This window comes from Acidovorax sp. Root70, assembly GCF_001428225.1.
In the GTDB taxonomy this organism is placed as follows: Bacteria; Pseudomonadota; Gammaproteobacteria; order Burkholderiales; family Burkholderiaceae_C; genus Acidovorax.
Genome location: NZ_LMHQ01000006.1, coordinates 56,092 through 80,146, shown reverse-complemented (window position 1 = coordinate 80,146; position 24,055 = coordinate 56,092). Strand labels below are relative to the sequence as shown.

20 protein-coding genes are annotated in these 24,055 nt (G+C 58.4%); all 20 read right to left on the bottom strand.

From position 1 onward, the window contains the following. Positions 1–7: 7 nt before the first annotated feature. On the bottom strand, positions 8–1,219 hold the full coding sequence (locus ASD94_RS04640; RefSeq protein WP_235510566.1) for a hypothetical protein: 1,212 nt from the start codon (positions 1,217–1,219) through the stop codon (positions 8–10). Beyond that, positions 1,219–1,980, bottom strand: a complete 762-nt coding sequence (locus tag ASD94_RS04635) for a hypothetical protein (protein WP_056639309.1) — start codon at positions 1,978–1,980, stop codon at positions 1,219–1,221. The genes ASD94_RS04640 and ASD94_RS04635 overlap by 1 nt, the downstream gene beginning before the upstream one ends. Positions 1,981–1,990: 10 nt before the next feature. Next, positions 1,991–3,151, bottom strand: a complete 1,161-nt coding sequence (locus ASD94_RS23470) for a hypothetical protein (protein ID WP_056639307.1) — start codon at positions 3,149–3,151, stop codon at positions 1,991–1,993. After that, positions 3,138–3,590 carry a type IV secretion protein IcmW gene (locus tag ASD94_RS04625; RefSeq protein WP_156391347.1) on the bottom strand — a complete coding sequence of 151 codons (453 nt, stop codon included), beginning with the start codon at positions 3,588–3,590 and terminating at the stop codon, positions 3,138–3,140. Before ASD94_RS04625 ends, ASD94_RS23470 begins: the two co-directional genes overlap by 14 nt. A 145-nt stretch (positions 3,591–3,735) precedes the next feature. Further along, positions 3,736–9,117, bottom strand: coding sequence for a strawberry notch C-terminal domain-containing protein (locus ASD94_RS04620; RefSeq protein WP_056639303.1), 5,382 nt, complete (start codon positions 9,115–9,117; stop codon positions 3,736–3,738). A gap of 145 nt (positions 9,118–9,262) precedes the next feature. Beyond that, entirely contained in the window at positions 9,263–10,702 is a 1,440-nt protein-coding gene (locus ASD94_RS04615) for a hypothetical protein (RefSeq protein WP_156391346.1), read from the bottom strand. Between the two features lie 55 nt (positions 10,703–10,757). Then, positions 10,758–11,081, bottom strand: coding sequence for an H-NS family nucleoid-associated regulatory protein (locus ASD94_RS23045; RefSeq protein ID WP_162255815.1), 324 nt, complete (start codon positions 11,079–11,081; stop codon positions 10,758–10,760). 26 nt (positions 11,082–11,107) lie between these two features. Continuing rightward, complete coding sequence (locus tag ASD94_RS04610; RefSeq protein ID WP_056639298.1) at positions 11,108–11,938, bottom strand: spermidine synthase; 831 nt, start codon at positions 11,936–11,938, stop codon at positions 11,108–11,110. Next, complete coding sequence (locus ASD94_RS23040) at positions 11,928–12,566, bottom strand: fused MFS/spermidine synthase (protein WP_082576752.1); 639 nt, start codon at positions 12,564–12,566, stop codon at positions 11,928–11,930. Before ASD94_RS23040 ends, ASD94_RS04610 begins: the two co-directional genes overlap by 11 nt. An 84-nt stretch (positions 12,567–12,650) precedes the next feature. Beyond that, a complete protein-coding gene (locus ASD94_RS23035; RefSeq protein WP_156391345.1) occupies positions 12,651–13,109 on the bottom strand; it encodes a single-stranded DNA-binding protein in 459 nt (152 codons plus the stop codon). A gap of 15 nt (positions 13,110–13,124) precedes the next feature. Further along, on the bottom strand, positions 13,125–13,586 hold the full coding sequence (locus ASD94_RS04600) for a transglycosylase SLT domain-containing protein (protein ID WP_235510564.1): 462 nt from the start codon (positions 13,584–13,586) through the stop codon (positions 13,125–13,127). A 64-nt stretch (positions 13,587–13,650) separates the two neighbouring features. Then, complete coding sequence (locus ASD94_RS04595) at positions 13,651–14,247, bottom strand: hypothetical protein (protein ID WP_056639293.1); 597 nt, start codon at positions 14,245–14,247, stop codon at positions 13,651–13,653. A 72-nt stretch (positions 14,248–14,319) separates the two neighbouring features. After that, positions 14,320–17,070, bottom strand: a complete 2,751-nt coding sequence (locus tag ASD94_RS04590; RefSeq protein WP_056639291.1) for a TraM recognition domain-containing protein — start codon at positions 17,068–17,070, stop codon at positions 14,320–14,322. Between the two features lie 27 nt (positions 17,071–17,097). Next, a complete protein-coding gene (locus ASD94_RS04585; RefSeq protein ID WP_056639289.1) occupies positions 17,098–20,160 on the bottom strand; it encodes a type IV secretion protein DotO in 3,063 nt (1,020 codons plus the stop codon). Further along, positions 20,144–20,341, bottom strand: a complete 198-nt coding sequence (locus ASD94_RS04580; RefSeq protein ID WP_056639287.1) for a hypothetical protein — start codon at positions 20,339–20,341, stop codon at positions 20,144–20,146. Before ASD94_RS04580 ends, ASD94_RS04585 begins: the two co-directional genes overlap by 17 nt. Continuing rightward, positions 20,338–21,525 (bottom strand): hypothetical protein, encoded by a 1,188-nt coding sequence (locus ASD94_RS04575; RefSeq protein WP_056639285.1) that lies wholly within the window; start codon positions 21,523–21,525, stop codon positions 20,338–20,340. The genes ASD94_RS04580 and ASD94_RS04575 overlap by 4 nt, the downstream gene beginning before the upstream one ends. Before the next feature lie 9 nt (positions 21,526–21,534). Then, complete coding sequence (locus ASD94_RS04570; protein WP_087864737.1) at positions 21,535–22,254, bottom strand: HNH endonuclease; 720 nt, start codon at positions 22,252–22,254, stop codon at positions 21,535–21,537. Between the two features lie 78 nt (positions 22,255–22,332). Beyond that, complete coding sequence (locus tag ASD94_RS04565) at positions 22,333–22,725, bottom strand: hypothetical protein (protein WP_156391344.1); 393 nt, start codon at positions 22,723–22,725, stop codon at positions 22,333–22,335. 43 nt (positions 22,726–22,768) lie between these two features. Then, the gene (locus ASD94_RS04560) at positions 22,769–23,356 is read right to left on the bottom strand and encodes a hypothetical protein (RefSeq protein WP_056639281.1); all 588 of its coding nucleotides are present in this window, start codon (positions 23,354–23,356) and stop codon (positions 22,769–22,771) included. A gap of 38 nt (positions 23,357–23,394) precedes the next feature. Further along, positions 23,395–24,042: a hypothetical protein gene (locus tag ASD94_RS04555; RefSeq protein WP_056639279.1), complete on the bottom strand. Its 648-nt coding sequence runs from the start codon at positions 24,040–24,042 to the stop codon at positions 23,395–23,397. Positions 24,043–24,055 lie beyond the last annotated feature (13 nt).

Below are 24,055 nucleotides of genomic sequence, written 5' to 3'. Positions count from 1 at the left end.
GCCCCCTTTATGGCCGAACTGCCTGCGCTGCCGTTTGTCGGAGCACAGCGTCGTACTTCTGATCGACCTCGGCCTGCATGTCATCAGTGCTGCTCAAAACGAATGCCGCCAGATTGGCCTCCATCCGCTGGCCTTGCTCGTACTGCTTATGGCGCATCCACACCTCCAGGCCCGACATTTTGGTGAGTTCAACGACGAGCCCGCGTGTGGTCTGCGCGGCCATGGACGAAGACCACTGCTGCGCTTCCTTGCCACCAAAATACTGGTTCACGCGCAGCTTCATCATTTCGTTGGCAGACTTGCCACCGTAGGCTTCACTGCGCGTGTTGTTGGCGTCGATCATCGCCAGGGAGTACGCAGGAATCGACAACAGGGAATCCTTGCGATTTTTCTCGAAGGCATAGGCCTGCCCTGCAGGTGACTGACCCGCGTCCCGCGTAATCCGCTCATCAGGGGCGCCCACCACGTTCTGGATGAACGCCTTGCGGGCCGCTGCCGCATCGCTACCTTGATCCACGCCAGTAAACAGCAGAGCGGCATTCGTGTCGCCGCCAGGAACGCTACCGACGCTGCACAGACCTGCATTGGCCTCGGCTGGAGAGCAGAACTTCGTCCGATGCAGATTCAGCCGGTTTGACATAGCGCCCACGCGCGAATCCACCAGTCGCCCAGGCGCAACGTCGAGCTGAGCCAGTGTTTGACGCGCCAGCCCTGGCACGTCATCAAATGCCTTGTCCAAGGACTGATTGCGCGCCACAGTGCCGCAGGCGTCAAAGCCCTGCCCAGTAGTTGGCGAGTAGTCCAAGTAGGCCTTGACCGTGGCATCGTTGATGCGCTGCGCACGGACAGCATTCACAAGGGTTTGGCCGGAATTGCGCGTGGCATCGACCACTTGGTTCGCCGACACAGACTCTTGCTTGGTGGCGATGGCCACAGCCGAAATCACCTGCTCAAACCGCAGTTGGCTCTGCGCCATGAACAGCGCCTGGAAGGCGGCGAGCTGGGCCGACACAGCGCTGGTCATGGCCGTAATCATCCCAATGGTCCACGTCTCAGCAGGCCCGAAGCCGTACAGCGCGCCATAGGCCGCGCCCGATACCAGCACACCGGCAGAGATCGCGCCGGTCGCAATGACCTTCGGATTACCCAGCGCTGCAGCCAGAGAGGCCTGCAGGATATGCCGCTTGGCGGCATGTCGATTACGTCTACGCATAGTCACTACTCCAAACGAGTCGAGCGGCGCATGCTCAACTGTCCAATGAAACTTTCCGCCACCATCGAACCGATGGCAGTGGCCTGCATGTTCTCAAGCCGCGCCGCCGCGCAGGCCTCGGACTTGCAATTGATGGAATGAGACGCCCTGGTGTCCACCACGTTGGTGATGTAGTTGTAGCCAGCCAGCTCCACATCAGGCGTCATCGTCTGCTCGCCAAATGGTCCTGAGTAGGAAGCATCCCAGCCCTGCATGCCGTTTGGTTTCAGCTCGCACAAGCCCTGCTTCGCTTCGGACACAGAACAGAACAGCTCACGATGCTGGGTCAGCACATCCCGATCCGCTGCGGCACGGGATGGTGTGGACGCCGAGGCGAAGTTGGACACCAGAACACGGGCGTTCTTCTCCGACTGGTTGATGACTTCAACCTGCAGCCGACGATCAAACTGCGCCTCGCACTTGAGCAACATCGGCTGACCGAGCGACGGGTCGTAGTTCTTGACCACTTCCCGCACACGTTCACTGGTCATCACCGCGCCCATCGCCACCGCAAGCTGCTTGCGGGTGTTGACTTCGGCATCGCTGATTTGGTTCGATGCAACTGCGGTTTGCTTGACCGCAATTGCCAAGGCGCTCAGCTCGCGCTGCATCGTCATAAACCACGACACCACCGAGGCCCAGCCAAAGGCGTGGGCCTGGGCTGAGACACTTACCAGGGAGGCCACCAAGGCCACCTGAGCCAGCTTAGATGCGACGGACTTTTTCATGATGCGCGCATCACTGGAAAAGGTTGGTCAGCTTCTGTGTCAGGCTCTGCGGGCTTTGACTCTGTTGAACCGAACGACTCGAAAGAGTCGTGCCAGAGGTGACACAAGCATTTGCGGGGATCGTGCCATCCGCCTGCAGGTTGTTCATCCTGCAGCGGATGGTGTCGATTGCTGCTTGTGCATTGTTCACCGCCGTCTGCGCAGCAACCACCGCCTGTTGCTGCGACGTGCAATCCGCGACGCAAACATTGGCTGCTTGCTGGGCTGCGGCCAAGTTCTGGTTGGCGGTAGCAAGCTGCGCCTCGGCAGTGTTCAACTGGTTAATCAGCCCAGAGTACACGGCGAAGTAAGAGCCTGGGCCATTGCCCGTCATCGAGCCCGTTCCCGTGCCGGTGCCCGTTCCAGTCCCTGTGCCAGTGCCCGTGCCCGTACCTGTCCCGGTGCCAGACCCGCTGCCGCCCGCAGAATCAGGCACTGTCGCTTGTGGCTGGTTGCCAAACGGTTGCCCGGTGTTGTAGGTGCCAGACTGACCGATGTTGTAGTTAGCACCCAGGTTCGGGTCAAGCAACGACATGCCACCAGAACTATTGAGGTTCGCGCTCAGGCCGTTGAGTGCACCGATGTATTGGTTCGCTTGTCCGATGGCCTGATTGATTGGCCCAGTCACCATGCCGGTAACCCTGGACACAGCGGAGCAAATTTTCTTCTTGGCGTAGGCAATCACAGCCGCCTGCGCCGCTGCGATGATGGTAGCCAGAGAAGGAATTGCAAAGGACAAGTCCAGCAGCGCGCTGAGGCCAGCGAAGCAGTCCGCATTCACGTCGAAGAGCTGCTCAACGTTCGGCGAAGCCGAAGCCAACTCCAAATGGGCCTTGAGCGACATATTGATCGCATTGCCCACAGTGCCTTGCTGCGTGCCGCTCGCACACGCCTGCGCGTCCGCACGCATCTGCGCCGTGATGACAGATTCCTGATCGGAAAGCAGCGTGCTGGTCGGATCAGAGGGCGAGCCGCCGCCGCCAGAAGCAGAGATGGCGTACCCGCCACCCAGCGCAGCAACACCCAGCGCAACCCCAGCAATGAACCCCTTGCTGAAAAAGATTTGCATGAAATCCGGCAATAAGTTCTTGCGGGACACCAACACCGGCACTACGTTCTCAGCGCTTCCCATTTTCAACTCCCATGATGGACTTGATCCGCTCAAGCCGTGAATTAGAAAAAATCTCCCCGATCAGTTGCGCCTTGGTGAAGGCCTCCAGCCTCCGACGCACGACCATCACCAACCGATCCGCTGGCTTGGCCTCACCAAGCAGCTTTTCTATCTGGTCGGCGAGCACAGGGTTCTGCTCGCTCGCCTTCTTGAGCAAGTAGAGGCATCGGCTGGACCGCATGCCACCCAGCAGCTCCAAAAACTCATGCGGCGCAACCTGCAGGCTGTCCATCCCCCCGGAGTTCAGGAATGCCTGCAATTGCGTCACAAATGCCTTGACCTCCAGTGCGTTCGCTGCCTCGTCCTCTTTGAAGTCCACCGCCCACGCATCAACACTGTCGATGCGAAGCAGGAACGCCAAAACCCGCGCACTTTGGGTACTGCGCGCGAAGTTGGACATGATTGCGTAGCCACTGAGGTCAATCGGCGCTGCAGCGCCGCTACCTACTGTCATAAATCACCCCGGTAAACTCAACATTTGCGAAATCATCAAAATTACGCCGTTTCGTTATTTTGACACCGATTGGACCCTTTGAGAAATCCAATTAGCCCAAGGAAGCAACAACCCCGGTATCGCGCGATTGCGCGAGCGCCGCAGTGCTCTCCCTGTTGGCCTTTTGGAGCTGCTTGATGACCTCCAAGTCCAGGTCGTGAACGAAAAAACGACTCACATGGTGGCCCTGGCTCATCCGGGTCAACAACTCCGGCAACTGCCCCTCTTCCACCTTGCAGCTCATGGTCTTTCGGGTGCCCGCCAGCTTGAGCCGCAAGCTGTCGGGCGGCGTCTTGGGACCAATGTCGAAAATCCGTCCATCTGCCATCAAGCCGCCAGCATGTTTCTTGGTGCCGGGAAGGCGCAGCATGTACTGCCCAGGCGTGCGGCGCGAAAGCACAATGCCGCCGTCCTCTGGGCCGTCCAGCAGGGCGTTGTTGAAGATCAGCATCTCCACGCACGGCTTGTAGCCTTTGTCAGGCAGCGCCTCAAACTTCGCGTCCACCGCGCGGATGTACTGAGCCACGTCGTCGGCGTCCATGCCGATGGGCATGCTTTTCAGCTTCTCAGGTGAGATATGCGACCGCACAAGCACTGCGCGCTGCCGGTTGCCTTCGGCATCCGTGTAGAGAATGGGGTTGCCGAGGGCGTTATTGCTCGCAAGCTCCACGCTGCGGAAAATGTTGCCGCTCAGCACAATGGCCGAGCGAGTCACCAGCCCATCCGGCACATCGTTGTAGCCAGACATGAGCTTGTCGTACTCACGCTTGATCCAGCTCGCAATCCCGTTGTCTGGTTTGTCAGTGTTGATGCGCAAGCTGCTGAACTCGCCCAGCGATTTATCCTGATTGAACAGCGTGGCCAGCGAAACCGTCTTCACCCCGCTCTCGCCAGGAAACACCACACGCATGCGGTAGTCGCCCAGCAACGTCAAGGCCTCCGGCCTGGGCAAAGACACATCAGTCACATAACCCTTGAGCGTCCCCTTGATCGGGTCATCAAACTCAATGAGCGTGCCTGGAAGCATCTGAGGCCATCCGTTCACAAGGCTGCGCATGCGCATCTCTGCACGCTTGGCACTCGTCGCCTTTTCATGCTCCAGGGCGTCGTGGATGGTCTTGGTGCCAGCCTCAACCGCCTCGCGCAGCTCGTCCGGGAGCTGCCTGTGCACGAAGGCCTCGGCGGCATTGGCAACGGCCTCGCGAAACCTCGCGCGGTTCGTGCTGCCTTCCTCTCCATGCCCAAACGCCTCGTGGTAGTCGGCCATGCCCGCACGGATCATCTCGATCAGCTTGGCCTCGCGAATCGGCACGACCTCTTCCTCGTAGTGCAGCTTCACGATCTTCACCGGCTCATCGAAGGTCGATGAGGTGATCTTGAGCGTAGGCGCGACCAGCTCATCTTCTGCCACCACGCGAGCGCCCCACTCGTACACATCCACCTTGAACGGGTTGACGCCACGCTGCTCCATTTCCTCGACTTTGGCCTGGAATCTCTGGGACAAAGTAGCCAGAATTTCCTCCTGCTTGGCGACAGGCAGCATCACCAACCGCCCCATCAGCTTGTTGATGTACGGATTGTCCTGGGCGCGGGCATCCAGCGAGTTTTCGTCCGTTGGCAGGTCAATGTCCAGATCACGCGCGAACCGCGGATTCTCGACCAGCCACTCCAGCGCGATCTCGTCGCCCAGGTCATTGAGCAGATCAAGCGACTCGTCCGAGATGTTCGAGTTGTCGCGGTTAGAGGTGGTGTTGGCAGAAAGGCGCCGCAGCTTCGAGTTGTGCATCATCGTCAGCCGCGACTCCGCAGGCAGCGCAGTCTCAAGGCTGCGCATGATCGGATGGCACACCTGATCGCGACGATTCACGCGGCCCATCCACTGCAGGTATTCGGCAATGTTTGCGGCCTTCTGCGCAATGATGAATTCGCGCTGCCGAATATCAGAGTCTGCAAAGCGATTGGTAGCGTGCAATGAGATCCCCGTAGACCCGGCGCGGGTGATCGTTATGCAGTCGTACTGGCCGCTTTGGAAACCAGCCACATTCGCGACCGCGTTGGCTTTCTTGTGCTCGGTGGGCACCCACTGCCCTCCCTCAAGGTCTTGGTGCAACGACACAGTGCGCCCTGAAACCTCGGCTGGCTCATACCCATGTGTACGCAGCCGCTGATTGATAACGTCCAGGGCACTGAGCGGCATGTCGGGCAGCTCTCGGATCAGCTCACGCAGCGCCTTCGCCTCGTCTTGGTACTCCTCAGACGATGGGCGATGTGTGCTGTACTCACCATAGCGCTCTTGGACCTTAATGACTCCGATGCGATCCAGCATCACCTCCAGCAGATCACGGAACTGCGGCGGCTTTTCGAGCTTGACTGCCGCCATCCTTGAATCCACCTGCTCCTTGAGTGCATCCAGGCGCTCCTGCGCGGCTGCAGCGTCGTCGCCTGGGCGGGCCTTGATGCTTTCGATCTCATCGAGCAGCTCGGCAACGTTCGCGCGGCGCTGCAGAACCTCGCGAAGCAGGCTTTCTCCAGTGTTCTCGACCGCAATCACCGGCTTGCGGCCCTCCTTCAACGCTTGGATCGCGGCATCAGCAGCATCCTCAACCACCAACGACAACAGAAACTGGCGATTGAGGCTGTACAGGCGTGATCCGAAGTTCATGCTGGACGCCTGCATGCGAGCACCCTGGCGTTCGTTTTCCGGGATGCCTTCGAGCTGCTTTTTGAACCCCGCATTCAGCTCGTTGACTTCCTTGCTCACATCACCAGACAGGTAGGACATGCGACTCAGGATGCGTGCAACCTTGTCGCTCACGTCGCGGTTGAATTGAGTCCGCTCAGGCGATGGCTCGCGCGACGCAAACTCCAGCTTGGACAAGTCCAGCTCGCGACGGATGAACACCCCATCGCGGGCCATGTTGGAGCTGATGGCCTCCATCAAGGCCTCGCCACCGGCTTTCAGCGTCTCCGGCAGGCTTGCGAGATCGACGGACTTTGGGAACATCCGCGAATAAATGTGGAATGACGCAACCCCTTTGAATGGGGTTGCCGAGGCATACACCACCGCATCCGTCTCAGCCAGTGCAGCGCCGATGGACACGCTGATATTGGATTCACCAGCGGCCACATGGGCCTCATCCACCACAAATGCCGTGCCCTGGCGAGCGATCTCGGCCAAGAAGCCAGCCTTGCGGTTGATCTCCGGCCTGCGCTGGAACTGGCTGTATGTGGCGAGCACGAGATCGGTCCCCTCGGGCAAAACGCCGCCATCGAGCGCAGCCTTGCGTGCGCTGGACGACGTGGCAGGGTGCAGCACATCGGAACCAGACCCAAACTGCATGATGCCGACACCCTCATTGAAAATGAACGGGCTACGGAATAGATCGTCCGAACCAATGTCCTTGAGGTCACGGAAAATATCTGTGAACAACTCGGGCTTGAGGGTCAGGAACACCGGCACCTTGCCCTCCAGCTTCGCGTAGCGCAGCATCGCGGCGCAGAAACGCCCTTTCCCAAAGCCAGTGAAGTCGCTGTTCGTGAATGCACGACCATCATCCATCTTGCTGATCGCAAGGCCCAGCGCATCAACTTGCTCGGGCGAGAAGTACCCCCCCAAATCTTCCTTTGCGTACTGCAGCTTGCTCGCCACATAGTCATCAATCGGACCAACCTTCGACTCCAGATCGGCCAGAGCGCCATAGGTAGCACCGGCAAGGTTGATCGGAACCATGCCAGTCGGCGGCGCAACCTTGGAAGCCGATTGGTAGGGCGCTTGGTACTCATTCACCTTGCGTTCTGGCACGCTCTTCACTGGCGCTGCAGGCGCTTCGCCCGCACCAACCTCGACAGAGGCCATCACCGGCATCTGGGCGGGCGAATCGCCCTGCAGCTCGAACTCAGGCCGCTCCGGCTCTACCACAGTGACGGCCTCGACCACAGCCGCTGGGTAGGTTTCCACGATGCGCTCGGCCCAATCCCAAGCCTCGGCGTAGGTACGAATCACCGGCAAGCGCTCAGGAATCTCTATGGTCAATGGCACCTCGCGGCGCGCACCGACTGAGAACAGGCGAACGTTGGCGCCCGCCCCCTGCTTTGCGTACATCCGCCCGTCCAGCTCGACCGCACCCAGCACCTCATAGTGGTCATAGACGTATTCGAGAAACGCCTTGGTGCCGCCACGAAACTCGCCCGGATTTCGCGCGTCATCGCCCCCCAGGATCAATACCGAACGACCCTCTGGCTTGCGGGCTTCCAGGGTCTTGAGGGCAATGTAGTAGTCCGCACGCCGCACACGCGGCAGCTTCTCAAACGAACGATCCCGCTCCATGGCTCCAAATGGTGGATTCGTTATCGAATAGTCGAACCCCTCGGGCTGCTCCAGAGCACGCCGGTAGTTCAGTTCCACGGCATCGCCAACCACGACCTTCTCGCAGTCATTGGCCTTTAGAACGCTTGCACGTTTACTGTCCAGCTCGATGGCGAAGACCCGCCCCCCCTTGCTCACAAGCGTCAGCAAGCCGCCATTGCCAGCCGTTGGCTCCACGAACGTCTTGCCCTGGAAGTCCTCATTGCCCACGAGCAGCCGCTGGGCGATCACGCCCATCGGCAGCGGGGTCGAATACTGCTGCAGCGCTATCGACTCAGCGGTGCGCATGCGCGCCACCGGCAGGCCGTTGTAGTAGTCCTCGGCCACCGTGAACGCGAGCTTGTCGATCTTGCGGGAGGGGCGGCTATTGAAGGCACGATAGCCTGCAGCCTCAACGGCCTCCTGAAATGCCTTGAGCTGCATATCCGACACCTCGCCGTTGACGAGGTGTCGGGCATAGGCGGCACGGGTTGCACGTTCTACGTCCGACCAGTCTTTGCGGGCACCCGCCCGAATTTCCCCAAAAAACCCTTGGGCACAGTCCGCCAGGGATTCCGCGTCATCCGCGTAAAGGAAGGCTCCAGCACCCAGCTCGCGGCCACCCTTGGAGTTGGCAGCGACGATCTCGGAGTCGCCGTTGTCATTGGTCCACTGGATCAACCGCCCAGTGTTCGACTCGTAGACAAGGTAGCCATCCTTGTTGCGACCCAACTGGCGGGACTGCTGCAGCGCAGTCCACAGGTTCTTGCCGATCTTTTCCTTGAAAGCGGCCTGAAATTCGCGGGCGATCTCGTCGCTTTCCTTGACGACCATCGGGCAGTTTGGAAGGCCAAGCGCTGCAGCGAGATCGGCCCCCTTGATGCGCTGATCGTCACGCGCCAAAAAATACAACCCGCGTTCATAGGCGGGCGATCCTTGCGTGCGCTGAAAGCCCGCACCAAGCAGCTTGTCGGCATCCGCTTTGTCTTCCACATCCAACAAGAGGATGCGCTGGACCCCATCACGCAGCCTTGCGGCGCCGACGAAATAGCCATGGGAAGCGAGATCGAACCATTTCTTTGCAGCCAAGACACAACCCTCAAAAACCACTCAAACAGGCATCAAACGACACCCACACGGCGCCGATACGGCGCTTACACGACACTCATACAGCACAAATGAAAAACCACCACGACACTGGGCGCCGTGGTGGTTTTGTGCAGCTCATCGGGCGTTACATGCCTGGGCTGCTCTCGTGAGCGGCCTCTTTCCGAGGTGCTTTCGGGTCTTCCGGCAGGATCGCCGTCAGCGGCATATTTGCGTCAAAGTGCGCCAGGGGACTGACCTGCGGGAAGTGCTCCTGGGGCGATGCGTAGATCGCATAAGGCAGGCCATCAGGATGCCGCTGGATCGCGGTGACGGTGTTGCCATATCCGCGCTCAACGGTAGTGCGCTCGCCCTCCACTTCCGTGCGCACCAGATACCCGGCGAACTTCGGGTTATCAATGTCCTTGAGGTACGTCTTCGCGCTGTCCAGACCGAAATTAATGCGCTCAGCGGCCACGATCTCGACCGTCAGCTCGCCCGCCTTCGCCCCGTAGAAGAAATTCGCAGCCTTTTCTGGCGCCATGACGTGGGACACAGGAGGCTCATCATCGTCCAGAATTCCGGCAACGATGGCCCGTGCAAGATCGTTCTGTACATCCACATTGTCCAGGCCTGCCCTTTTGCCATCCAGCAACGCCTTTACGCTTGCATCCCCCGGCACTGGCAGGCGAACCGTTTTGTTGTCGCCATACAGAGGGTCTTTCACCACGGATTCCTCCCGCGCAGGGAAAACACGCGCTGTCGCGAATTCAGTCCCCCCGTGGTAGACGCGCATGATGGCGTGGCCATCACGGGCATTGCCCTGGTCATCCTTAGTCGCCAGGGCCGACCCCAGGGCCTCGCGCACATTGGAGCCATCCACGATGGTGGAGGTCCGCAGATATTCCACATGGGCTGACGCTTTGCCAGGGGCGCCATCTCTGGGCTGGAACAGGTTGATCGTGCCCAGGCCGTGTACCACCTCGGCCTCGGGCTTTGCTGCCATGGTTTGCGGCCAGTGTGCGCGGTACGTCCTGACGCCATGCTCTGTTTCGCCAAGCGGGCGAGCGCCATCGAACGCGATCAGCTTGATCTTCCCTGCCGCTTTCTCGGCCAGGGTTTCGCGGCGAAAGTCGCCGCTTTCGTAGGACTGACGCAGACGGGCCTCATTGGCTTTGGGCATGTCCACCATCCGCTCTTCCACCGTGCTCAAGCGAACGGCCAGCTTCACGCTGGGATCGGTCACGGAGCGCCCAATGGCCCAGTCTTCTCCACCTGTACCAGGGCGCGAAAGCTCAAAGCGCTCTACGGCCATGAAGACGCGCTCATCAAAGACGCGCCGCTGCTGCTGAGCCTGCGGCTTCAAAGCGTCTTTTGCCATGGAAGGGTCGAAGGTGCTGCTCATGCGGTTCTCCAAATAAACGAGGGAAATTACGTTGGCCGGAATATAGCCCGCATGAAATTGTACTGTCAACACATCGCCATTTTTACCGCGTACAAATTGACAAACATCATAAATGCGCCGTCGCGCTTTTTGAATTTTTCGATCAACTAACGCAACGATGCCTCTTTGAACATCAGAGATCAATACAGGAACAGCGCAACTGCATCGCCCGGACAGATCAACAAGATAAGCCGCGTATTCAACCGATAAGGTTTGGGAAATTTATTAATCTCGCGGATTTCCCCACCACCCATCGCGGCGTCTTTCCGATGCCATCCCAATCCTTACCAGCCGACAGATCGGAGTATTTCTGCGCGGCTCGCTTGCGGGGTTTTTGTCCATTTTCCCAATCCGCGCCAAATATCACCAAAGGCTCTATTCCATATTTCTCAATTAATGCCCTGGCCTTGGTAATTGCTTGAGCCCTGCCTGCAGCCCTCAATCGCTCTATGCGGGCACCAACATTTTCATGCAACTCCATCAGCTCACCGAGCGAAAGAGCATCTATATCCTCATCAGTCAACACAGACACTCCTTTCACAATCCGCATCAGCGAACAAGCAGAGAATTAACCGGAGAGAAACGATCCCGCATCACCGTCGCATCCGATTTATCAATACGCGCAGAATCGGGAAGATGGTTTGCAACATCCGCAGCATGCTTTCCCGCAAATATAATTCGGTTGCCGTTGGGTATGGCCGACTCGTAGACACCGCCAAAAACATGCTGATAGGTTGCTTCCTCATACTTGGCAAACCCAGTTTTCTTATAGGTGTTCGACATGAGAATGCCGTTAGGCGTTAACGCACTCTTCACTTGCGCAAGAAACTCAGCCGTCGCCATGTGCTCGGGTATGTAGTCTTTATCAAATGCATCAAGCATCACCACATCAAACTTAACACCCTCACGAATTGCCCTCCTAATATGAACTCTTCCATCTTCTGCGAAGACTCTCAGAAGTTCATTATTAGGCTTGAAATTGAAAAACCGCTCTGCGACATTTATCACCTCCTGATCCAGCTCAACAGCATCGACCATCACATCGGGATATTTTTCTCGGATAGCCATGGGAATACTTCCCCCGCCAATGCCGATCACCAAAACACGCTTGACGTTTGGCACATATTGCAGAGCATCAAACATCCTCTGCGTATAACCAAAAACCAATTTTGTCGCCGGAGCATCCTTCTCCATGCAGCTCTGCCTCGCGCTGCGGCGCCCAAAGGTCAGGCACCTGTGTGTAGGTCCGTCGAGGACGATGATGTTGCGGTACATCGACCGCTGCACCCAAATGGGCTTTGTTGCCCCAAAGACTTGCGCCTGGGCGTCCACCGCCGCCAGCAGGGCCAGCGCGCCAGCAACCAGGGTTTTAATCATCATTGCGGATACGCAGTTGGTACGACAGGCTTGCTGCTACAGCGGCCACGAGCAACGAGATAACAGCAAGCATGGCGATCAAGCGGTACACATCGAAGACCAGCACCAGAAAGAAGCCGGTGCCTATAGTGCCTGCGGCAGAGCCAATGGTGCTCACGAAGTACACCAGCCCAGCCTCGCGACCGCTGCTACCAATACCGCGCACCAACAGCCGGATGCAGTACGGGCTCACCATGCCGGAGATGACTGTTGGAATGGCGAAGAGGCACATGCTGGAGATGATGCTGCCCCACCGGGGATCGGGAAAGGCAATGGAAATCGCTTCAAGCAAAGGCTCTGCCTCAATCACTGGCAATGTCAATAATGCTTCCGCTGCGAGTAATGCAGCCAATTTCCAGAGCCTGGGTTGCCGGGTGGAGAAAACACCACCCAGCAAATAACCGAAAGACAAGGCAAGCATATACGTAGTGAGAATTCCTCCCCATACGAATATGCTGCTCCCGAAATAAGGAGCTAAAAGCCTTGAACTGAGCAGCTCAACCGAAAGAACAAAGAAGCCACTCCACGCAGCCACGATGAAAGTAGCTAACCGAGCTGCATGCGCCCCAGCATTTAACACCACACTCGGCATATAAAATCCTACTCAGAAATTAAAAAGGGCACTAAATAAGTGCCCTTCCGGCCATTTGAATGCCCAACTCCAAAAGAGTGCTATTTAGAACGGTATGTCCCCATCGTCCATATCATCAAAACCACTTGCCGGAGCCTGACCGCCAGCCGACCGCGAATCGTGATTGTCTCCGTCCTGGCCTTTTGGTTTACGTCCAAGCATCAAGCTGCTGACATTGAATGTCACACGGCTGTCTTTGGCGGCAGAACCATCGGGATTTGTCCGCGTCTTTGAGTCGAACACATCCTTGCCAATAACCCCCATCACTGTGATCTCACAACCCCGGCCAGCATGCAGCTCCAGGCGTTCGGTGTGACGCGGGTTGTAAAACGTCAGATCAAGCCACGTTGTCTGCGGAACATACTCGCCAGAAGTGCGATCCCGATAGCCACTTTCTACTGCGATGGAAACTTTACCGATGGGGTCACGCCCATCAGGGCGAATAACCTCCACATCGGAGCCCATACGGCCAGTCAGACGAAACTCATTATTGATGCGACTCATGGAAAACCTTTCGGGTTAGTTATATGAAACCTGCGTGGAATAATTAGCTTGCAGCCATCGCCCCCAGCGCGCAGCAAGTGGCACCAGCTTGCGCCGGTAGATCGTGTTGTATTGAGCTGTGGCCGAGTGGTAGGTGGCGACACGCACCCAGTAGTCGTGATTGCCAGGGGCATCCAGCCGCTGCCGGAGGAACCACGCGGCCAGCTCGGCGTTGTAGCAACCGCGCCATGCCGCATCGGTCTTGCTGACGTGCCGAAAGACACCCGATTGGGTGTCGAAATGCATGGTGTTGATCTGGAAGTGGCCCAGGTCATCGGTGCCATTCGTGTTGCGAACGAATTGCCCATTCTTGCCACCCTCAACGGACGCCAATGCCAACAGGACGTTCGCCGGAACCCCCTGGCGCATCGCTGCGCGGATCACACAGGGAATGTCCGCAGGGCCGACGCGGTGCTGCGGATCGTTGACGTTGAGCACGGGCATCGCCGCCGCGCTCACGACCGTCAAAGCGCTCGCGCACGCGGTCAGCCCTGCCAGGGCTTTAGCGAAACCACTTCTCATTGTTGAACCACGACTTGAAAGCGCCTTTGACGTAAAGCACGCCGTTTTCCACTTGCCATGCCCGGTAGCTTTTTTTGAGAAAGAGCACGAACATGCACAGGGCCAGCGCGGCCCAATTGATCGACAGCAGAAGGCTTGAGCCCTGCAACAGCATCCAGCAAAAGCCCAGGAAAAAGACAACCGCAGCGCCCAGGAATATCCGCGAACTCAGGGTGTGCGACTTCACGACCGATGCACGCTCCTGAGCGCTCAACCCATCAAATACCGAGAGCGACTGCTCTTCACGGATCGCCATGAGGGTCGGGATCACCGTGTCCTTGTCCCGACCTCCCAGAAGCATGAAATCACACTTGGTGCAGGCCCAGGTATAGGCCATCGCAGTGTTGTCGCCCTCCTGGGCTCCCTGCATCCGCATGACCCCACCGGAGCAATGCGGGCACAGGGGGTTGGTCAATGTGTCATACAGAGCCTTGATGGTCTGGTTGTTCTTGCGCAGGGTATTCACACCCAAGACGCCAGCCGGTATCGTGACAAAGACGTACTTTGCAGCGCCTTTAGCTTTTCCAAAAATGCTCATTTTGACGCCAAACTTTTAGCAATGTTCAAAAAACAGTCGTTGCGCTTATTTGAACAGAAGACCGGGAAGGCATCAATCCTCTTTCAAGGTCTTTTTCATGAGCGCCCCGCAGAAGGCATCCAGCTTCGACAGGCGCTCCTGGGCCTCGTGCACGTCCATCTTGGCGGGCATGGGAGGGTCGATGTATGAGGTCTGCTTGATGATTGCCTTGCGCGTGGCCAACACCTCTTGCTCGGCTTGCCACTTCGCATCCAGGCTCTCGTAGGGCTGGCCCCGGCCTAGCATCTCAATGTCCTTGAGCAACGCCTCATCGCCCACAGAAAGCTCGGCATCGAAGTCGTCCTCTGTCTGGGGTGCATCCACGGCCCCGGCCAGCATCAGGTGTTGACGCAGCAGCGGCAGCGCCCTCTCCTTGAAGGCGTTCGCTTCGCTCTGTGTGAGAACAATGCTCGTGGACACATAGTCGTCACTGAGACTGATCTCGTCATCATCGGCTGCAGATGCAGATCCAGTAGCGGTGGGGAATGCCGCAGGATCGGCGTTCAGAGCCTCACAGACCTCCAGAAGGCGGCTTCGCAGGCTGGACCCACCCTGCGCCGCCCCAGAGGCTCCAGCAGCCGCCTGTGCGTCCTCGGCATCCGATGGGAACTCAGGTGCCTCGTGCGGGAATTCCGGCGTGTCGGGAGTCTCCGGCACCTCGGGCATATCAGCAGGCGCCGATGCAGGAGCTGACACCGGCACCACAGCCACGGCGGGCGCCTTGCTGCCGACTGCGCCGACCAGCTCGTTACCCTTGCGGGACAAGAACCAGTGCATCACCGCAGCAGCCGCGTCGGGACGGCTCAGCCGCGTGGAATCCGGCGTCGCGTAGTTGTGCGCAAACAGGTTCTTCATGGAGGTCAAGATGGGGTCAGCCTCCACGGCCTGGACCAACATGACACCCAGCGATCCGTCGCTCAAGGCACCTTGCAGCAGCTTCACAGCCTTGCGGTTCTGCGGCAGATCGGCTGGCTCCGGCGCCTGGATGGGCAGGAAGTCATTGATGCGCATTTCCTTCGGCGTCTTGCCACCACCCGTGTAGAAGCCCATCCCACGGATAACACGCACACCACCGCTCTGCCCTCCCCGCTCCTTCTTGCCGATGAGGAATGTGAACTCACCGTTTTCCTGCATTGCAAGATCGTCGTAGTCGAGTCGATTGCGACGCTCGATGGTGATGTTGTCCTGCTGGCGAAACACCTCATTCACCGCACCCGACTTGCGCTCGAAGCCCGCCATGCGCGCCTCTTCGGCCTCGCCCGCTGCGCCTTGCACCCGCTTCCACGTCTCGCTCTCCTGCCCAGAGGTGATACGGCCAATCGCACGAATGTTGGTGTTTTCCCATGTGGCGTCGGCCTCTTCTGCGGAGGATTTCTTGAGCGAGGAAAAGTCCTGTGCAGCGAAAATCACTGAGAAGCCAAGCGAACGGGCCTGCGCAGGCGCCACGGCGAAGCCGATAACGGCGTAGTAGCCGTACTCGTCAAGGATCGTGTAGAACGGCACAGCGGCATTGGTGGGCCGGGAATCAATGATCTCTCGGACCAGGCCCTCCACGCGATTTCCCAGGCAACCGGCCATCATCTGCTTGATGGAGCCCACGATCATCTTGCCGAGCATGCGCATGGAGTCTGGCGCCCGCTCCAGCGCGGGCAGCAGCACCACCAGCAGGCGCCGGTTAATCACCACGTCATAGAAATCAACATCGCCCACCTTCGTCTTGAAAATGTGGCCGTAGTTGAAAGTCAGGTCATTGAAAATCCGTGTGAGCTGCATGACGATAAAGCCATGCTGCTCAAGCGTTTTCGTCTCCTGCTTTTTGATCTTGTTCTTTTGGTATCCAGGCAGGGTCAGCAGGTAGGAGCGCAGTGGCGCGCACACTACGTCGAACGTCTCGCCGTACTTGCCCTTGTGCTCCCACACCAGTTCCTCGATAGCGTTCAGCTCGAAGTATTCAAGGTAGCTTTCCGGCGCCAGATTGATGTAACCCTTGTCGCGCAGAAAAACGAGAGGGCGAGTCAGCGCAGCCACGAAACTGATCGCGCGCCCCTTCCACATATCGCCGCCGCCGCCAGAATCGTCCATCAGGGCCACGATCAACTCGATCAACATGCCTGACGAGGTATTCCCCATCATGTTCATGTTGTTCGTCACCTTGTCGTACTGCTTCTCAACGAAGTCACGGCCCGATGTGATGAAGTTGATGATGAGCAGATCGTCCTCGCGGCCAACACGGCGGGCCAGCTTGAAGATGTTCTTCTGCAGCGCAGGGTCGCCCTTGCCATCGGTGTAGATGAACCCGGTGTTTTGCACCAGTGCATTGAAGACGAGGCCCAGCAGGTACTCTGTCTTGCCTGAGCCCGTGGTGCCCAGCACGAGCTGGTGGGTACGCAAGTCACTGTCACCAGCGTAAATTTGCTCGCGCGTCTCCAGATCGTTGCCCAGCATCGTGATGCCAGAGCCAAGGCCTTTGCCCTTGAGGGTGGAGCCATCGCGCAGCTTCGATTCAATAGGCATGCGATAGGGGAAGTCGAATGCCCGCCCGTCCACGTTGCCGTACATCCGCCAGAACAACCAGAGGATGAGCAGCGCAAACTCCCCAGCGAAGGGAAGCGGCTTGACGATGGCGAATGCCACAGACAGGCCGACCACAATCAGCAGGAAAATCGCGCCGCCATCGGGCGACGAAAAGAACTCCGAGATTTTCTGGCCCGCGAGCCGCGTGTCTTTGCGGCGCCTTGTCGCCTTGACCTCGTGCTTACGCGAAGAACCCCTGTACTGAACCATTCGTAACCCCTTCGCCTACAGCAGCAATCAACCCAGCGCGTGCGCAGGTGACTCGAACCATTCAGCCAACAATTCCTTGGCGATCTTCTCGATCACAGAGCTTTCCATCGCTTCGTCCACAAAATCGGCATCAGCGAATTGCTCTTGCTTGCGCCGCTCTACGAGCTTCTTGCACGAGCCGGACGGAAAGCGCTTGGCGAGCAGCTTGCGTGCTGCATCACGAGGCATTGCCTCATAGAGCATCATCCGCAGCTTGCGATCCTCGGCGGTCGTAGAGAGCGCCCACAGCCGCATCGGCCCCGGCGTCAGCGTGAACAACTGCGAAAAGGGGGAACTCTTCGTCTCAAACTTCGCCAGGAAGGTGCCGCCATCGGCATTAGGGCCGTGCACAAAGTTGACCAACCCCTGCTCTTCGACGGGCGACAAGCCGATGTTCTCGCGCATCCAACGGCGCGTCTGCTCGGTCCCTGAGTCCATGATGAACTGCGTGGTCGCCACCTTGCAGAGGTCGCCAAAGTCTTCCATAAGCTGGCTGGCAAGAACGATCTCCATATTCCACTTCCGAGCCTCACGCGCATCGGTCAGCACTTGCTGACGCAGGATCGGATGCCCGCCCGTCTTGTGGAATTCATCCATGCACAGCACCTTGTTTTCGTCAACGATCTCGTTGACCATCTTGGTGAAGTACGGACGGGCATACGCCTCGAAGAACGGCAGGTCTTCACGCGAATAGGCCACCTTTTTCATGAACGACTCGCGGGCGATCATGAACATGAGCGAGGTCTGTTTCTGCGCAGCCGCAGAGCCCAGCATCGCCACGTCTTGCAAGTCCAGTGAAACGACGCGCGCAGCTCCCAGGTCGAACTTCGTGTAACTGGCGAACACAGGAAAGTCACCGACAGCTTCACGCACCCCAGTAACAAACGTGGGGATCAGATCGCGACCGCCTTCTGTCTTCGTCGTACCGTACTCAGACTTGACCTCTTCGGAGCTGGCAACTGCTGCGAGGTCAGACAACGTGGGAACAGCGTACCGCTGGGCGATTTCAGCCTCGTAATACTGCTCAGCCTTGAAAAACGCATCCACAAGCTCCCAGTAGCTGGTGGCGGGCATGATGGTGATGCCCAGCTTTTGCACAGCCTCATCGAGCAACCGATGGTGCCCAGGTCGATAGCGATTCGGTTGAGCCTTCTCCAGCCGATCCGACTTGCGCATGTACGCAAGGTCGATGATTCGACCGACGAACGTGGACATGCCTTCAAAGGCTCTGCCATCACGCTCGGGCGGCGTAACCAGGGCCGTCATGAAGTTCTTGAGAAATTCACGTCCACGAGGCAGCGGCTCACGCTTCGTGAGAGGCGTGTCCATGGTGTTGATGCAGTCCCGCTCGTTGTTCTGCAGTCGCTTGTAGACCGCAAGGTGCCGCATGTTCTCTGGCAGCGCATCCTGCACCAGATCAATGAATCCAGCCGAAGAGATACCAATGTCGATGATGCCCACAAACGGAAGGCGCTGGATACCGGGCAACAGGCAGGACTCGAAGTTATTGGAGTTCATCAGCACCGACTTGCCATAGCCTGGGCGCCCAGCGATCAGCGTGATCCATGTGGTTTGTTCCGACGCGAAGCGCTGGTAGTTGAGCACCTTGCCATCGCGGCTGCGGAAGATGATGGAGCCACGCGCAAAAGGCGATGCGGGGCGGGTCAGCGGCAAGAGTCCCAGCGCCTCATACAGGGGCGCAGGGCACGCGGGAGCGTAGTGCTTAGGCGAGAGGCCCACGCAGCACGTCTGAAAGGCATCCATGACGTACCCAGTGCGCTCAGTGACCGACGACTTGCCCCACCCTTCGAGCGCGCGGAGCACCTTGGACTTGCGCAACCGCAGCTCACGCACGCCTTCTGGCGTGTAGTCGGCCCAGGTCATGGCCGCAATCCGCAACTTCACAATCGTCTCGCCATCGCGCTTGCGCTCCTGCAGATCGCGAAGCGCAAGGTTGATGTTGCGATTGATCTCAGAGGTGAAGCCCAGCAGGTTCGCGAAAAGCTGCTTGAATCCTGTGCCCTGCAGGCCATCGCCTTCGATCATCACGGACAGGGTGTAGGGCATTGACCGCGAGCGCCCGTTTTCCTGTGTGTCGGAACGATTGAGCGACGAGAACAGGTGGTTGAAGAACTTGGGCTCGCGCGGTGGGGCGCTGACGAACAGCGGCGCATAAATGCGGGTGCCAACACGAATGGTGGTCGGGTCAGGGATCTGTGGATTCGAGATCGTCCCAATGTCCGCAGAGGCTGTCATCACCTGCTCAGCGATGCGCGGATACAAGAACTCGCTGTAGTCCTCGTGCCTCGCGTTGTCCTTCCAGCGGAATGGAATCTTCTTCCCTGGCAGCGCGGGCTCCCAGCCTGGGCCGCTTATGTCTGGATACACGCTGGAGCGCACTGCGCGCAAAGCGTCTGCGGCGTTGAGAATTTCAGCGTGGCAATTGAACTCCGGCGAGCACAGGTCCGTCACGACCTTGGTCACGTAGGCATTGTGCCGATCACGCAAGAATGAAATAGGCCGCAACAGGTTCTGCGCATCACGAGTGGCGGGCCATCCGCTTTCCTTGCGAAACGTGTTGACCTGTTCCTGAAAAATCTTGCCCTCGATGGGGTCCAGCAGCGACGGGCGGGACCAGAACACCAGATAGCACTCTTCGTCATAAACGTAGTCGCCATAGCGATCCACAGTCTCATCAATCAGGTCGTGCACAGCCAGCGACAGGCGCTTGGCCGTAGCGTGCTGCTGCTCTGCATTGCTCACCAGAGCCTCACGGCCATCGAGGTCGCGGCGGAAGATCGCTTGAAGCTGGTGCCCCCGATGGTCCAAGAAGATGCCAAGCGATCCCGTGACGAGCGACAGCAACTGCCGGAACTGATCCTCACCCAAGATGCCCTTGCTGCCATGAAAACGAACGATGGTCGCAAAGCTGCCATCAGAGGTGACAAGGCTTCGGCCTTCGTCCACCGTCTCAATGTCGCAATAGTCCTGCACGCTCATCTTCACCGACTCCAAGATGGAGACAATCACCGACTCAAATTTTTCCAGCATGACTCACCCTTTCGACAAACTGCTCGATAAAGCCATGAGCCTGCGCGGTACGCACAGCCTCATCCGACTCCCTGTCCACCAAAATCCCGTCCAGCTCCAGCATTTGCACCACGCTTGCATGCGAGCGCAACACCGCTTCGATCTGGTACAGACCACTCTTGCCCTGCTCGCCGTGGCTCATGCCGACTCCCTGGCTTCAATGAAACTAGCCATGGGTGGCATCAAGCCCACATCCATTGCAACGTCGAGGATGTGCTTGATGCCACCCTCGGGCACCCGCACAACGACATTGCCCATGCCATAGGCAATCAGGTTCACGCCCCGGCGTGACTGCATGCGCTGGGCATAGTCAAACATTTGCATGCGGTCGATGGCACGCATCCAGGCCGCACGCGCGGTGAAGCCAGTGATCCGTCCCACTCGCGGCTGCTTGTTCATCAGTGCTGTCCAAACCTGCTCGGCCACAAGACCGAGGCTGTAGGACAGCTCGTCCATTGCCCCTTGTGGCAGCTTCTCCGCATAGCTACCAAGGCTTTCATAGCCCTGCTCGCAGATCATTGCGGCCCGCAGCTCCACATCCGCGTACTGGCGCACAACGCGCCACTCAACATCTGTCAACCACTCGCGAATGGACTTGGAACCGCTGCCCCAGGACAGGGCCTCGGCCATGATCGGCTTCACGTTGGTGATACGGCAGCGAACCATGAATGGCTGCTCCATGTTCTCCAGCTCGGCTTCTGACAGCTTTTGCTTTGCCAACACCCAGCCTGTATCGGGTGGCACCTTTTGGGCGAGCATGCGTCGCGCATAACCCAGGCGATTGCAGCGAAGCGTGGCGCTGCTGGTGGTGCCTCGGCCAAAGCTCACGGGCTGTATCACGGAGACGCTTGGATGCCCCGCAATCGTCTCGAAGGTGGAGTAGTGCACCTCGGGGATGCGGCAGCGATCTAACCCCATGGTGGTCGCGTAGTCGTCATTGAGACGGCCATGGCTCTGGACCTTCACATTCAACTCCCGACAGGAGTAAGCCACCACGCGATGCGCAATCAGGGACAGAGCCTCTGCTGTGTCCTTGGCCTTGCCGGTATTGCGGCCCAGGCCGAACTCCGTGGCTATCTGCTCGAAGGAAGTTCGCAGCCAACTGTCATTGCGGAAATTGGCATGCATATTCAACTTGGCAGCAAGGAATGCCGAGTAGCCGAGGTTTGTCAGCCAGATCACATCGTTGGGCAGCTCCGAGATACCTTGAATGCGGCGCGCGGTTGTGCCACCGATGGAGGCCCACCCGGCTGTCAGGGAGACGACTGAGCGATCCCCCGACCCCATCACCGAGCTGGGGTCAAATACTATGGCTCCAATGCGCATACGACTGGCTCAGACGTGCTGCGGGCGCAGCGTGTCGAGCAACGCAGGCCAGTGATTCATGTCCAAATACTGGCTGTGTGTTCGCGTGAGGTAACCGGCAATTTGGCCGTCACGAAACGCGGCCTCCGTTGGAATCACGCGAAGCCCATCGAGCGTTTTGTTGCGCAGCGCAAACGCTGCATCGTCGAGCTTGGACAGGCCCACCGCAATCTCATGGCCGTTGGAGAAGTCGGCTTCAAAAACGCGCTTGAAAATGTCTACAGAACGGCTCTCGAAGATCGCATACAGACCCTTGAGCCGCGACTGAACATCCTCGTTGCCCACTGCCATTGCGCAGTGGTAGATGCGCATCAGATTCGTGATCTCAGCTTGGGTCAATTCAGGCACCACTGCCAGGAACATCGCGCCGCGCATCGCGGCCAAGCCCAGGTGAAAGCAGAGATGGTCAATATTGCAAATCGTCACGAGGTTCGATTCGCGGTTGTTCGTGTGGTCATCATCAAGGTGATGGACCTCTTGGTTCGCTGTGCTGGCAAACCCGCAGAACCAGCAGCGCCGACCATCGCGGTCGAGCACTTTTTTGCGCACTTCCAGAAACACGGCATCCGCCTCATTGCGGTCATGCTCAGACTGCTCCATGCGCCACTGCTTGCGCTTGACGCTCAACACCGGCAAATTCGCGAACCGCGTCAGGAAGGCCTCGGGCCTCGTAGGCGGTATCAGTTCCATGCTTCCCATATTCGTCCGTGATGCGGTGATTGAGCTGTGGGTGCGGCCCAGTGATAGCACCTGGGCCGCTGGATCGGATTAGCCCGTGACGGTGTTACGCATCATCCACATGATGGTGCCAACACCCGCCATCGCGCCACCGATGAACAGGCCCACGACAGCCGAGAGTGGCTTTTCGCGCTCATCCTTGGACGCTTTCCAGAGGGTGTACAGCGAGATGGCCACGACCACGAAACCACCGATGGCCACGAGCTGGATCAGCAGCGATGCGCCAGTCTGAGCGGCGCCGTCGATGTTGCCCGCAATGTCGTCAAACTTCTTGCCACCAGAAATGTCCTGCGTCAGGTCAGTCTTGCTGATCGCGTGTGCTGGCAGGGCCAGCGTGCCGCTGAAAAATGCGATGACCAACGAGCAGGCGAGATATGCCTTGTAGCGAGCGGTAGCTGCGAGATTGAGGAAAGCTGCTTTCATGAGTGAACTCCGGTTGTAAAAAAGTAAAAATTAGAGAACGAGATCAGAACGGGGTGAACATCGAGATGATGTTGAAACCCAGTGTGTTGTTGACTACATCAGCGAACCATTTGAAGTTCCAGCAGAGCACGCCTCCAAGCGCCCAGCCAGCGGCTGAGCCCAGGTGAGCCTGCTCATTGTTGTAGTAGCGATTGACGGTCATCAGGGCCTTGAACATCGCGATGAAGCCCACGACTTGCATGATCGACAGCAGAGCGATGGTGGCGACGGCCCCCTTGTCCGCCAGCGACCCACCAGCGGTGTAGGCCATGTCCGTTGGCATGATCCGCGACGCCACATAGTCATCCGACACAGTGCGGGACATGATGCCCATCAGGTTGAGGGTGGACAGCGCGCTCAAGAGCGCACCAACCAGCAGAGAGATCAGCGCCGATCCGGTCGAAAAGCGCTGACGGCCAGCAACGTACTTCAGCGCGTTGTCATGAGACACCCCCCACAGCTCGACCAAGGCAGAGCCGACGAGATACAGACCAACCAAGGCTGCGATGCCTTGGATCATCATCAGCAATGCAGGAGCGACTTTGCCTGCATTGACGAGCAAATCGAGTAGATCGGGGAAGCCGGTGCCCATGGTTCAGTGCTCCAGAAATGACGTGCGCAAAACGGCTCTCAGCGTTTGGCCTGAACATCGACAAGTACCTGCCCATTGGGCGCTACACGCTTGACGACAAGAGCGCCATCCAGAGGGATCGTCTCGCCCTCGCTCACGCTCCACTCGTCGTTGCCATTGCGAATCCAAGCACGATTCCCGACCGATGCCAGAACCTTCGACTCGCCGCCAGTGAGTTGCATCGACTTGTCCCTGGATGCACGACGCTCAGCAGCCGCAAGGCGCTCACTGCGAGTTGGCCGAGCGTCCTGCTCTTCGGGCTTCACCACGTTGACCCGCGTGCCAATACGGGCCTTCTCCAGATTGCCAACGCGGCTGGCAGTCACTTGAATGTTGTTGTCCAGCGTTGCGAGATTCTTGTTCTGCTGGTCAACCGCCGAGGCCGTCTGCGAGAAAGCGGCTTGAGCACTTTGAGCATTGGCATCGACCTTCTCGCGCAGCGCCTTGACCTCAAGGCGAAGCTGCTCCAACTCGACTGATGCGCCGTTGACTGGTGCATCAAACTGAGCTGGCCTGCTTCTGACCGTCTTCTCAGGCTTGCCCGATGCTGAGATGAGCGCTCCTGCGATCACCATCACGACGACAAACACGGCGGCTGCGATCCCGACCAGTTGGCCGAACGACATTTTTTTGAGATTGATTGCCATGATTTCTCGCTTT